The sequence below is a fragment of the Agromyces sp. H17E-10 genome (assembly GCF_022919715.1).
In the GTDB taxonomy this organism is placed as follows: Bacteria; Actinomycetota; Actinomycetes; order Actinomycetales; family Microbacteriaceae; genus Agromyces.
On sequence record NZ_CP095042.1, the window covers coordinates 959,613 to 971,716 of the forward strand.

Genomic DNA, 12,104 nt, shown 5'->3' on the forward strand with positions numbered 1-12,104 from the left:
CACCATGACCACGCTCCTGCACATCTCCGCCTCGCCGCGCGGTGAGGCGTCGCACTCGCTCGCGATCGCCCGCACGTTCGTCGAGTCGTTCGCGGAGGTCTCGCCCGAGGCATCCGTCTCGCACTGGGACCTCTGGGACGGCTCGCTGCCCGCCTTCGGCCCCGACGGAGCGGGCGCCAAGATGCGCGTGTTCGCAGGCGACGAGCCCAAGGGTGCCGAGGAGATCGCCTGGCACCGCGCCCGCCTCGCGTTCGAGCGCTTCGCCGCGGCCGACCTCTACCTGTTCAGCCTGCCCATGTGGAACTCGGGGGTGCCCTACATCGCGAAGCAGTTCATCGACGTCGTGAGCCAGCCCGGCTGGGTGTTCGGCTTCGACGGCGAGACGGGGTACTCGGGCCTGCTCGAGGGCAAGCGCGCCGCGGTCGTGTACTCGAGCGCGGTCTACGGCGAGGGGCGGCCGCCGGCGTTCGGCGCCGACTTCCAGCAGCCGTTCTTCGAGGGGTGGCTGCGCTGGGCGGGCATCGACGAGATCGACTCGATCGAGTTCCGCCCGAACCTCGCGATCGCCGACGCCGAGCCCGGCCGGCTCGCTGCACATGCCGAGGCGCGTCGGCTGGGCGCCGAGTTCGGGCGCGACGCGCGAGCCGCGGCGGCGTGAGGTTTCGGGGGTTGACCCGATATCGCCCGGCCGCGCGGGCCGGTTGACTCGAGGCATGTCTCTCGTCAGCTTCCTGCGCGGCTGGGCGGTCACCGCCCTCGGCTGCCTGCCCCTGCTCGTCCTCCTCCTCATCCCGCAGCTCATGCGGAGCCGTGCCGGCAGCGAATCGTTGCTCATGATCGGGATGCTGCTGCTGTTCGCCCTGCTCATCGCCGGCGTCGTGCTCGCTCCGGTGCTGAGCGCGATCGCCGCACCGGTCGACGGCACGTGGCAACCGCGCACGGCGCTGCGGTCGGCCCGCGACGTGTGGCGGCGACGCGCCGGCCAGGCCTGGCTCGCGCTCGGCATGCTGGTCGTCGTCTACGGTGCCGGCCAGGCGGTCGGCTACCTCCTCGCCGAGGCTGTGCCGTACGTGCACGACAACCCGGCGAGCGCGACCGACCCGTCGGCACCGCTGTGGGTCATCGACTACCCCGCCTACGTGCTGCAGGCTCTCGTGATCTACGCGTTCACGACGCTCGCGATCACGGCGTACGGAGCGCGGCTGCGCGCGCTCGCGATCGGCCTCGCCCGATCGACGACCGATGGAGTCCTGTCTGGAGGCTCTTTCAGTTCCGCCTCATCGTGAGGCGGAACTGAAACAGCTCCGGCCGCCTTCTCCTGGGCGTCTCGACGCCGCATCGTCGCCGCGCCACCGGCGCCCCGCCGGTCGAGTAGCGCGTGACTCCCCACCGCCGGTCGAGTAGCGCGCGACGAAGGAGCACGCGTATCGAGACCCCGCACGCGAGTCTCGCCGAGTCGGGCTACGTGGCGAGCTCGGCCCGAACGGCTTCCGAGTGCGGGGCGATGAGTGCGAGCGTCCGTTCATGGGTCGGGGCATCGGCGGCGATGAGCAGCCCGTTCCCGCTGCGCAGGGGCTCGCCCGCCAGGTCGCTGACGACGCAACCGGATGCTTCGCACAGCGCGATCCCTGCGGCGAAGTGCAGGTTGTCATGCAGACGCCCGTCTGAGACGTACGCGGCTCGGCGACCGGCGGCGACCCACGCCACCCCGAGCGTGGAGGAGATGACCCGCGGACCGTACTCGGCGCGAAGGAGCGAGTCGGCGACGAGTTGCCCGCCGACGAACGGGCGGTCGAGCGGCCCGTCGCAGTTGATCTCGACGAGCCCCGATCTCGCGCTCGGGACGAGCGCCTCTTCAGTGCCGCGAGATCGGCGCCGTGCACGTTCGCCATCGGTCCAGAAGAGATCGCCGGAGATCGGTTCGGCGACGGCCGAGGCGAGATCGGCGTCGCCCTCGCGAAGCGCGACGTTCACCGCGAAGAGGGGCGTCCCTGCGGCGAAGTTCAACGTTCCGCAGAGCGGGTCGATGAGCCAGCGGCGAGTTCCGCCGCCGCCGCCCGACGCACCCGATTCCTCGCCGATGCGGGCGTCAGCCGGTCGATGCTCGTCGAGTACTGCGAGCATCGCCTGCTCGGCATCGAGATCGGCTTGCGTGGCGAAATCAGTCGCCGATTTCGCGAACCGCGCATTCGGACCGCCGTAGCGTCTCGCCACGACAGCGGCTCCGGCCTCGGCCGTGGCGATCGCCACATCGACGTCACTGAGGTGCACGCGCCGAAGATAGCAGGCTCGGTGCTACGCGGGTCTCCCCCGGGGTAAAGCTACGCGAGGTTCTGCCCGACCCTGAGCCCGATCTCCGTGCGCGCACGGATGCGGCACCGCACCGCCCCGACCGACACTCGCTCCTGTTGTCATCACCCCGACTGAAGGAGCCCCCGATGACTGGAACCAACCCGACCACCTCGGCCGGCGTCGACACCGACGCCGACCGCGAACTCAAGGCCAAGCACCGCAGCATGTGGGCGTCGGGCGACTACCCGGCGGTCGCCGCCGACCTCGTCTGGCCGCTCGGAGCGCGCCTCGTCGACGCCGTCGGCGTGCGCGCCGGCGACCGCGTGCTCGACGTCGCGGCGGGCACCGGCAGCGCTGCGATCCGCGCGGCCGCCCGCGGTGCCGACGTCGTGGCGAGCGACCTCGCACCCGAGCTCTTCGAGGCAGGCCGCCGCAACGCGGCCGATGCCGGCGTCGACCTCGAGTGGGTCGAGGCCGACGCCGAGCACCTGCCGTACGACGACGCCGCGTTCGACGCGGCGATCTCGGCCATCGGCATCATGTTCGCCCCGCACCACGAGGCGGCGGCGGGCGAACTGCTGCGCGTCACCCGCCCCGGCGGTCGCGTCGGTGTGCTGAGCTGGACGCCCGAGGGGTTCATCGGCCGCATGTTCCGCGCGATGAAGCCGTTCGCTCCGCCCCTGCCCGAGGGTACGCAGCCGGCCCCGCTCTGGGGCGACGAGTCGCACGTGCGCACCCTCTTCGGCGACGCGGTCGACGACGTCGAGGTGCAGCGCGACTCGGTCGTCGTCGATCACTTCGCCACGGGCGCAGAGTTCCGCGACTACTTCAAGGCCAACTACGGCCCGACGATCGCGGTGTACCGCCGCATCGCCGACGATGCCGACGCCGTGCGGGCGCTCGACGACGCGCTCGCCGCGCTCGGCGACACGCAGCTGCAGACCGACGGCGACGGCGCGATGCGGTGGGAGTACCTGCTCGTCACCGCGACCCGCCGCTGACCGGCCGCACGCGCGCTGAAACCCCGTGAGCCGGTCGTGGCGACCGGCTCACGGGGTCTCAGCTGGGCGTACGCCGGGTCACTGCGCGGTCGCGCATGGAGAGAAGCCGGCCGTCGCTTTCGAGAGGAAGGTGCCACCGACGCCGAGGTCGCCCGGCGTACTCGCGTTGAGACTGTTCACGTAGAACTCGACGTTGGGCGATGCGGTCAGCCCTGCCGGCAGGCCCTCGATGCCGAAGGGATTCTTGAGCAGGTCGTCCGCCTCCTTCGCGAGCTCGATACCGGGCGCGCGGAACCCGACCAGCTGGTCCGTGCCGCCCGCCGTCGTGTTGCCGGTGATCGCCAGGCAGAGCCGGGCTCCGATGTCGCCATCCTCGCCCGAAGCGGCGAAGATGCCCGCGTAGCCGCCGGTCGGCGCCCAGACGGTGTTGTCCTTCACGCGCGACGAGACCTCGCCGGCGCCACTCGCCACTACCGAGATCCCCGGGCCGGCGGTCGACCGTACCTGGTTGTTCGTGACCCGCGCGGCGAGGTCCGCCCCGACCGAGCCGAACGAGCGCGCTTCGGCCGAGATACCGACGCAACCTGATCCGTTTCCGGCCGCGATGACGTTGGCGTTCACTGTCGCCGTGACGTTCGCCGCGCCGCCGGTCGCGATATCGATCACCTCGCACTCGAAGTGGCGGAGCGGCTCGGCGTTGGTGCCGTTGTTCGACACGTCGAAGTTGCCGACGCCCGCACCGAACACTCTGACGTCGGCGAACGTGTCGGGTTGCTGCCCGGGGCCGCCGTCGCCGCCGTCCATGCGGTTGCCGGTGATTGCGACGACACTCGCGCCGAGTGTCGACGGGATGGCACTCTCGGTGTTGCCGCCGAGCACGCGGATACCATCGCCGGCGCGGAAGTCGCTGATCACGTTGCTCGAGATCGTGCCCTTCGAGATCGTCGCGGCACCGGCCGAACTTCCGGTCGCCGACATCACCACCGCCGAGCCGGGCGTGAGCAGGTCACCGGCATCGGCGATGCGGTTGCCGTCGATCTTCAGCTGCGAGATCGTGCCGCCGCGGTTGGCGATCGAGATGCCGGATGCCTCGTTCGACGTGAGCACGTTGTTCGAGATGTCGACGACGCCCGAGAGGTTGACGATGCCCGCCCCGTCGAAGGCGATGCCGTCTTCGCCAGCAGCGTCGCCCGCCCCCGTGACCGTGCCGCTGAGGAACGAGAACCCGGTGACGCCGATGCCCGAGATGCCGTTGCCGGCACTGTTCTCGACGCGGACGTTGCGGAACGAGGCATCCGCGGTGTTCTGCAGCGAGATGCCGTCGCCGGTGGCGGCGGCGATCGTGCCGCCCGAGGCGTCCCCGCCCTGGACGGTGCTGCCGCCGCCCGTGACGTGCAGTCCGCCCGCCGTGCCCGTGCCGGCCAGCACGATGCCCGAGGGCGCCCCGTTCGAGGCGATGCGCTGGAACGTGACGTCGTCGGCCCCGATGCCGGTCAGCGCGATCGTGAGCGCGGTGCCGGTCGTGCTCGAGAGCCTGTTGCCGGCGCCGGTGACGACGATGGTGCCCGACAGGGCGGCTTCGAGCGGCATCCCGCTCGTCGTCGTGACGTCGAGTCCGCCGCCCGTGATCGAGAGGCTGTGCCCGCTGGATGAGGCGAACCGGATGCCGTCGGCGGTACCGGTCTCGAGGTGCTTCGACGGCCCCGAGAGCACGGTGGCGCCGCCGGTGTTGTTCGCGACGACGATGCCGCCGCCCGCGTCGCTGCCGTCGGTGATCGATCCCGAGAGCGTGACGGTGCCTCCGGCGCGGTTCTGGATGTCGACGCTGGTGGTCGCCGGTCCGTCGGTGATCGAGCCGCCGTACGAGATGTCGCCGGTGCCGCCGCGCACCCTGAATGGCGTGAGTCCGAAGGGCCCCGACGAGAGCTCGCCAGCCGCCGCCGAGAACGTGCCCGCGCCGATCTGGTCGATGTTGATGCCGTACACACCGCTCTTCGTCGCGGTCACCTCGTCGAACGAGAGCTGCGAGCCCGACGACGCGCCGACGCTGACCGCCGGGCCGTTGGTCGCGACGATCTTCGCGGTCGCGCTCGCCGGCACGGTCACCGGACCGGTCAGGCTGAGCGAGAAGGCCGCCTGGCTCGAGTTCAGCGTGCGGATGTCGAGGTCGCCGAACGCGAGGGCGCCGGTCGTCTGCTGCAGGTTGACGCCGCCGCCGTTGGACACTCCGGTCGTGACGAGCTGGTCGATCTGGCTTCCTTCGAGATTGCAGAGCCGCGCGAGCAACGTCCAACCGGTTCCCGAGGTGCGGATCTTCACGGTGGCCGCCGGGTCGAACACGACCTTCTGGGTGGAGTCGACGAACACGCCCGTGCCGATCACGTCGACGTCGAGATCGCCGATCACGTTCGTGCCGGTCAGGCCCTGCAGCGCGAGGCCGATGCCGCCGTCGATCGCATCGACGATGCGCACGTCGTCGATGGTCGCGTCACCGCCCGGGTCGTTCGCGATGTCGACGACGCCGATGCCGCCGCCCGCGGTGACGGGGTGCACCTCGAGCCCGGCGACGCGGTTGCCGACGCCGAGTCCGATGACGAAGGTGCCAGAGGCCATGGTGATCGTCGGCCGCTTCGCCGGGTCGCCCTGGTGCAGGGTGCGGCCGTCGACGACGAGGTCGGATGCCTCGCCGATGAGCTGCTGGTCGTCGTCGAGCGTGATCGCGGTCGAGTACCCGGTGGTGCTGCCGTCGCCGTCGAAGACGAAGAGGTCGTCGCCCGCGGCGCTCGCCGAGGCCGCCTGCGCGATCGTGTCGAACGGTGCGGTCGAGGTGCCGCTGTTGCCCGCCGCGTCGTTGCTCACGTACCAGACGCAGTCGCCGATGGCGATGGTGACGTGGCCGGTGCCGGTGAGCGGGGCGACCGCGTCCTGGTCGGTGACGGTGTAGTCGAACCCGTCGGAGACCGTCGTGCAGCCGGCCGGCGGCGTGTAGACGACGTCGCCGTCGGCCTCGAGCGTGACACTGCCGCCCTGCTGGGTCGCGAACGTGCCGGGCACGATCGCGAGCTCGGTACCTTGGTCGCCGTCGGTGTCGCCCTCGAGCAGGTCGCCCGTGACCACGAGATGCGGGCCGGCAACGGTCGGCGCGGCGTCGGTGGGGTCGTCGATCACGTAGGCGGTGTTGCCGACCGCTGCGTCGGCGTCGCCGAAGCTCTCATCGTCGGCGACGGGCGCGTCCGCGATGCAGGTCACGGTGACCGACACCTGGGCATTGCCGTCGCCCGGCGTGAGGGTGTAGCTGAACACGTCGGGCTCGCCGCCCGGGGCGTTGCAGTAGTCGGCATCGGGCGCGTAGGTGAGCCCGGTTCCGCCGCCGGTGATGGCGACGGTGCCGTGGTCGGGCTGCACGACGCTCGTGATCGAGCGCGGGCCGCCGTCGAGGTCCTCGTCGTTCGCGAGCACGTCGATCGCCGTGGCGGGAGCATCCTCATTCACGGTCGCCTCGTCGTCGGCGGCGACCGGCAGGTCGTCGACGCACGTGACCCGCACGCTCACCGTCGCGGTCGACCCGCCGGGCGCGAGCGTGTAGGTGAACGTGTCGGGGGTCGTTCCGGGCGGGTCGTTGCAGTACGCGGGGCCGGGTTCGTAGGTGAGGGATGCCTCGTCGCCGGCGATCTCGACGGTGCCGTCCGCCGGCTGCGAGACCTGGCTGATCGCGATCGGTCCGCCGTCGCCGTTCTCGTCGTTCGCGAGCACGTCGATCGCCGTCGCGCCGCTGTCCTCGTCGACGGTCGCCGAGTCGTCGACGGCGGTCGGCGGCAGGTCCTCGACGACGTCGAGCACGCCGATCGTGAACGCCTCCTCGCGGCTGCCGCCGTAGCCGTCGCTGCCGCGCACGCGGATCGAGTAACTCTGCTTCACCTCGTAGTCGAAGCTCGCGGCGGTCTTCAGGGTCGACCCGGTGATCGTGAACGACGAGTTGTCGGCGTCACCCGTGCCGCTCACGAGCGTGAACGCGGGCGTCGCCGCGGGGTCTTCGTCGACGAGCGCGAGGGTTCCGACGACGGTGCCGGCGGGCTCGTTCTCGAGCACGTCGTCGTTCGAGAGCGTGAGGTCGCTCGGCACGTGGTTGCCGATCACCCAGCGCCGCTCGCCGCTGAGACACGCGGTCGAGGCGCTCACCCGTCGCAGCACCCCCGAGCTCGGGGCGCAGAAGTAGACGGGCTGCCCGTTCGTGGTCGGCACGACGAGCTTGGTGCCCGCCGGCTTCGTTCCCGTGCACGACTTCGCCGATACATAGCGGCGCACCGAGCCGTCGGGCTGGATGCACAGCGTGGTCGGGCCGGGCCAGATGGCGACCGCCGTCTCCTGCTTCGGCCGGCAGTCGCCGGGAGCTGACGCCGCCCGCATGAGCCCGTTCGACTTCTGGGCGCACGCGTACCGCAGCTGCATCCCGTCATCGACGGCGAAGGCGACCGACGGCGTCGCGACCGCGAGGACCACCGCAGCGACGGTGAGGAGCACGAGCGCGAGCAGTCTCGGTCGGTGCACGCCCGCATCGGTCGCCGCCGAGGCGACCACGTCGGTTGAGCGCGGTTCGGACGCGTAGGACATGGGCCCTCCTCGGGGCGGCCATCGCCGTCGATCCGCGATCGTCGGGTTCGATGCGGAACTGGTGCCAACAATCGCGCCGTCGCGCGACATCCGCCACCCCGAGAACGGGGGTGGCGGGCGCACCCGCGGGCGATTGTGCCCGTCGGCCGACGGGAGGATCCTGAGAGCATGACCGATCGTGAGGATTTCTTGGCTTGTTTGCGGGAGGTCTTCCCATGAGCACCGCGGTCGACGTCGACTACCTCGTGGTCGGGGCGGGGGCGATGGGGATGGCGTTCACCGACGCGCTCATTGACCACACCGACCGGGCGAGGGTGGCGATCGTCGATCGCCGGCACGGGGTCGGCGGCCACTGGCTCGAGGCCTACCCGTTCGTGCGCCTGCACCAGGCATCCGCCCTCTACGGCGTCGGCTCGACGCTGCTCGGCGGTGGCCGCGTGCAGCACCGCGGGCCGGAGACCGGGCTGCAGGAGCGCGCGACGAAGTCGGAGATCTGCGCGTACTACGAGCGCATCCTCGCCGACCGCCTGCTCGACTCGGGACGGGTCGAGTTCTTCCCCGGCTGCGAGTACCTCGGCGACCGCACGTTCGCGTCGCGGGTGTCGGGCGAACGGTTCACGGTTCCCGATCGGTGCCGGGTCGTCGACGCGCACTACCTCGCACCCCTGGTGCCTGCCGAGCTTCCGCCCCCGTTCGAGGTCGACGACGGCGCGCGCGTCGTGCCGGTGGGGGAGCTCGCCCACGTCGACGAACCGGCGAGTCAGTACGTGATCGTCGGGTCGGGCAAGACCGCGACCGACGCCTGCGTGTGGCTGCTGACGCACGGCGTCGCACCCGACGCCATCACGTGGATTCGGCCGCGCGACCCGTGGATGATCAACCGCGCAGTCGTACAGCCCGTGCCAGAGGTGTTCCTCGGCATGGTCGCCGACACCATGGAGGCGGGCGAGACGGCGGAGTCGCTCGAGCAGCTGTTCCTGCGGCTCGAGGACGCGGGCATCATGCTGCGCATCGACCGCTCGGTGATGCCCACCATGGCGCGGGCGCCCACCCTCGCGACGTGGGAGCTCGACCTGCTGCGCACGATCGATGACGTCGTGCGACTCGGGCACATCACGCGGGTCGCACGGGGGCGAATCGACTTCGCGAGCGGGTCGATCCCGATCGCCGACGACGCACTCGTCGTGCACTGCGCCGGCAAGGGCCTGCTCAACCGGCCGCTCGTGCCGATCTGGTCGCCCGGCGAGATGACGCTGCAGCCGGTGCGGTCGGGCTTTCCGTGCTTCGGGGCGGCGATCGCGGGCTACGTCGAGGCCACCCGCACCGACGACGACGAGAAGAACCGGCTGTGCCCGCCGTCGCCCTACCCCGACTCGATGGCGGCGTGGGTGCGCATGACCGCGGTCGGCGCCCGCAACGCGATGTCGTTCGGGGCGGAGCCCGACATCGCCGCGTGGGCGTCGACCGTCGCGATCAATCCGGCACGCATCGCGCCCGGGTCTCCGCACTCGACCGAGCTCGACGAGGTACTCGGTCGGCTGCAGGCGCACACCCGGCCGGGCGTCGCCCGGCTCATGGAGCTGAGCGGAGGCACCGTCTCGGTGGTCGAGTAGCGACGAAGGAGCGCATCGAGGCTCGGCCGATCGGCCGATGCGGTCGAGCCACTCGGCCGATGTGCCGGAGACCTCGGCGGCGCGAGCATCGGGGCATGACCACGACGACCGCCGCACGCCGCACCACGACCCGCCGCCCCGAGTGGCTCGTTCCCGCGGGCCTCATCGCCCTGAGCCTCGTGCCGCTCCTCGGCGGCGCGTTCCGCCTGACCTCGCTCGCGAGCGGCGGCCCGGTGAACGCCGACAACGCGCGGTTCTTCGACTCGCCGGTGCCCGTGATCGTGCACGTCGTGGGGTCGAGCATCTTCCTCGTGCTCGGCGCGCTGCAGTTCGCACCGTCGCTGCGACGTCACCGCTGGCACCGCATCGCGGGGCGCATCGCGGCACCCGCGGGCCTGCTCTCGGCGGGGTCGGCGCTGTGGATGACGCTGTTCTACTCGATGCCGGCGGTCAACGGCCCCGCCCTCTGGGTGATGCGCCTCGGCTTCGGCACCACGATGGCGGCCGCGATCGTCGTCGCGTTCCTCGCGATCCGCCGCGGCGACGTCGCGACGCACAGCGCCTGGATGACGCGCGCCTACGCGATCGGCATCGGCGCCGGCACGCAGGTCTTCACGTTCCTGCCGTTCACGCTCGTGTTCGGCGCCCCCGGCGAGGCGATGCACGCGGTGCTCATGGGCGCGGGTTGGGTGATCAACCTCGCGGTGGCCGAGTTCGTCATCCGTCGCCGACGTATCATCGGGGCATGACGAGCCCCGCCAGCGCGCTCTGGCACGCGCCGGCCGCTGCACCGCCACCGCCGCGACGGGTCTGGCGCGACTGGGTGCTCGTCGGCCTCGTCATGGCGCTCGCGCTCGTCGAGGTCGCGCTGCGAACCGACGTGCCGTGGCGCTGGCTCTGGGCGGTCGTGCTCGTGGCGCTCGCGCCGACGCTGTTGTGGCGACGCACGCGGCCGTTCACGATGCTCGCGATCGCGTTCGGCGCCGGCACCGCCGTGAGCCTCGCGACGGGCGGCGACTCGCAGCTGTTCACGACCGCGTACTTCCTCGTGCTCGTGTACGCGACATTCCGCTGGGGGTCGGGCCGGGCGCTCATCGGCGGCGCCGCGCTCGTCGTCGCCGGCGTGCTGCTCGAGTACGTCGGCGGTGCCCCGCCGTTGGGCGACGTCATCGGCGGAGTCGCGGTCGCGACCCTGACGTGCACCCTCGGCGTCGCGTTCCGCTGGCGCGCCGGCTCCCGGGCGCGCGAGCTCGACCGGGCGCGCCTGCTCGAACGCGAGCAGCTCGCGCGCGACCTGCACGACACCGTCGCGCACCACGTGTCGGCGATCGCGATCCAGGCGCAGGCGGGCACGGCGGTCGCACGGGCCGACCCCGCGGCCGCAGCCGAGGTGCTGCGCGTGATCGAGATCGAGGCGTCGCGCACGCTCGACGAGATGCGGGCGATCGTGCGCGTGCTGCGCCGACCCGACTCGGCGGCATCGGGGCGGGATGCCGCACCCGCGGCCGACCTGGCACCGCTGCCCGGCATCGCCGACCTGCGGGCTCTCGCCGCGGGCGACGGCTCCCCCGTCGTCGACGTGCAGCTCGAGGGCGACGTCGACGCGCTGCCGCCGGTCGTCGCCGCGACCGTCTTCAGACTCGCACAGGAGGGCGTGACGAACGCCCGCCGGCACGCCCGTGGTGCGACGCGCGTCGACGTGCGGGTGCTCGCCGACGCCGACGGCGTGCGGCTCTCGGTTCAGAACGACGGCGAGCCTGAGGCATCCGCACAGCCCGGTTTCGGCCTCACCGGCATGGCCGAGCGGGCCGCGCTGCTCGGCGGCACCTGCCAGGCCGGCCCGGCGCCGCGCGGCGGATGGGCCGTCACCGCGAACCTGCCACGCGCAGGATGGTCGTCATGAACGTGCGCGTGCTGATCGCCGACGACCAGGAGCTCGTGCGGTCGGGCCTGCGCATGATCCTCGATGCGCAGCCCGGCATCGAGGTGGTCGGCGAGGCCGCCGACGGCGCCGCGGCGGTCTCCCTCGCGCGCGAGCTGCGGCCCGACGTGTGCCTGTTCGACATCCGGATGCCGGTGATGGACGGTCTCGAGGCGACGCGTGAGCTCGCGGGGCCCGGGATCGCCGACCCGATGGCGGTCGTGGTCATCACGACGTTCGATCTCGACGAGTACGTCTACGGCGCGCTGCGGGTGGGCGCGCGCGGATTCCTGCTCAAGAACGCCGGGCCCGTGCTGCTCGCCGAGGCCGTGCACGCGGCCGCCCGCGGCGACGCGCTCATCGACCCGAACGTGACGGTGCGCCTCATCGAGGCGTTCGCGGGGTCGGCTGGATCCGCACCTGCAGTACCGGTGGCACCGGTCACCCCGCTCACCGACCGCGAGGAGGACGTGCTCGCCGCGCTCGCCCGCGGCCTCGGCAACACCGAGATCGGGCGCGAGCTGCACATCTCGCTGAGCACGGTGAAGACGCACATCGCGAGCATCATGGCCAAGACGGGCGCCCGCAACCGCGTCGAGCTCGCGATCTGGGCGCACGAGCGCGCCGCCGCCGGTTGAGTAGCGCCCGACGGAGTCGGACGCGTAT

9 protein-coding genes are annotated in these 12,104 nt (G+C 71.9%); 7 read left to right on the top strand and 2 right to left on the bottom strand.

The features are described from left to right. Positions 1–4: 4 nt before the first annotated feature. Together MUN74_RS04320 and MUN74_RS04325 are read left to right on the top strand one after the other, a co-directional pair. Positions 5–658, top strand: coding sequence for an FMN-dependent NADH-azoreductase (locus MUN74_RS04320; RefSeq protein ID WP_244855183.1), 654 nt, complete (start codon positions 5–7; stop codon positions 656–658). A 55-nt stretch (positions 659–713) separates the two neighbouring features. Beyond that, positions 714–1,286, top strand: a complete 573-nt coding sequence (locus MUN74_RS04325) for a hypothetical protein (RefSeq protein WP_244855184.1) — start codon at positions 714–716, stop codon at positions 1,284–1,286. A gap of 175 nt (positions 1,287–1,461) precedes the next feature. On the opposite strand, the gene MUN74_RS04330 is transcribed toward MUN74_RS04325, so the two are convergent. Continuing rightward, positions 1,462–2,271, bottom strand: coding sequence for an inositol monophosphatase family protein (locus tag MUN74_RS04330; protein WP_244855185.1), 810 nt, complete (start codon positions 2,269–2,271; stop codon positions 1,462–1,464). Between the two features lie 167 nt (positions 2,272–2,438). Between MUN74_RS04330 and MUN74_RS04335 the strand changes: the two genes are divergently transcribed. Further along, positions 2,439–3,293 carry a class I SAM-dependent methyltransferase gene (locus tag MUN74_RS04335; RefSeq protein ID WP_244855186.1) on the top strand — a complete coding sequence of 285 codons (855 nt, stop codon included), beginning with the start codon at positions 2,439–2,441 and terminating at the stop codon, positions 3,291–3,293. A gap of 78 nt (positions 3,294–3,371) precedes the next feature. Here the strand turns inward: MUN74_RS04335 and MUN74_RS04340 are convergent, their stop codons facing one another. Beyond that, positions 3,372–7,904: a beta strand repeat-containing protein gene (locus MUN74_RS04340; protein ID WP_244855187.1), complete on the bottom strand. Its 4,533-nt coding sequence runs from the start codon at positions 7,902–7,904 to the stop codon at positions 3,372–3,374. Between the two features lie 215 nt (positions 7,905–8,119). Between MUN74_RS04340 and MUN74_RS04345 the strand changes: the two genes are divergently transcribed. The 4 genes from MUN74_RS04345 to MUN74_RS04360 all read left to right on the top strand — a co-directional run bounded on the left by MUN74_RS04345 (position 8,120) and on the right by MUN74_RS04360 (position 12,076). Then, positions 8,120–9,517: an NAD(P)-binding protein gene (locus MUN74_RS04345; protein WP_244855188.1), complete on the top strand. Its 1,398-nt coding sequence runs from the start codon at positions 8,120–8,122 to the stop codon at positions 9,515–9,517. 95 nt (positions 9,518–9,612) lie between these two features. Further along, positions 9,613–10,266 (top strand): DUF2306 domain-containing protein, encoded by a 654-nt coding sequence (locus MUN74_RS04350; protein ID WP_244855189.1) that lies wholly within the window; start codon positions 9,613–9,615, stop codon positions 10,264–10,266. Further along, positions 10,263–11,420, top strand: a complete 1,158-nt coding sequence (locus tag MUN74_RS04355; protein WP_244855190.1) for a sensor histidine kinase — start codon at positions 10,263–10,265, stop codon at positions 11,418–11,420. The genes MUN74_RS04350 and MUN74_RS04355 overlap by 4 nt, the downstream gene beginning before the upstream one ends. Next, the gene (locus tag MUN74_RS04360; protein WP_244855191.1) at positions 11,417–12,076 is read left to right on the top strand and encodes a response regulator; all 660 of its coding nucleotides are present in this window, start codon (positions 11,417–11,419) and stop codon (positions 12,074–12,076) included. The genes MUN74_RS04355 and MUN74_RS04360 overlap by 4 nt, the downstream gene beginning before the upstream one ends. The last annotated feature ends 28 nt before the right edge of the window (positions 12,077–12,104 follow it).

What these genes read in the sequence shown, in the direction of transcription:
- MUN74_RS04325 (WP_244855184.1), top strand. Translation starts at nt 714, where the DNA reads ATGTCTCTCGTCAGCTTCCTGCGCGGCTGGGCGGTCACCGCCCTCGGC.
- MUN74_RS04360 (WP_244855191.1), top strand. Translation starts at nt 11,417, where the DNA reads ATGAACGTGCGCGTGCTGATCGCCGACGACCAGGAGCTCGTGCGGTCG.
- MUN74_RS04355 (WP_244855190.1), top strand. Translation starts at nt 10,263, where the DNA reads ATGACGAGCCCCGCCAGCGCGCTCTGGCACGCGCCGGCCGCTGCACCG.
- MUN74_RS04320 (WP_244855183.1), top strand. Translation starts at nt 5, where the DNA reads ATGACCACGCTCCTGCACATCTCCGCCTCGCCGCGCGGTGAGGCGTCG.
- MUN74_RS04350 (WP_244855189.1), top strand. Translation starts at nt 9,613, where the DNA reads ATGACCACGACGACCGCCGCACGCCGCACCACGACCCGCCGCCCCGAG.
- MUN74_RS04345 (WP_244855188.1), top strand. Translation starts at nt 8,120, where the DNA reads ATGAGCACCGCGGTCGACGTCGACTACCTCGTGGTCGGGGCGGGGGCG.
- MUN74_RS04335 (WP_244855186.1), top strand. Translation starts at nt 2,439, where the DNA reads ATGACTGGAACCAACCCGACCACCTCGGCCGGCGTCGACACCGACGCC.
- MUN74_RS04340 (WP_244855187.1), bottom strand. Translation starts at nt 7,904, where the DNA reads ATGTCCTACGCGTCCGAACCGCGCTCAACCGACGTGGTCGCCTCGGCG.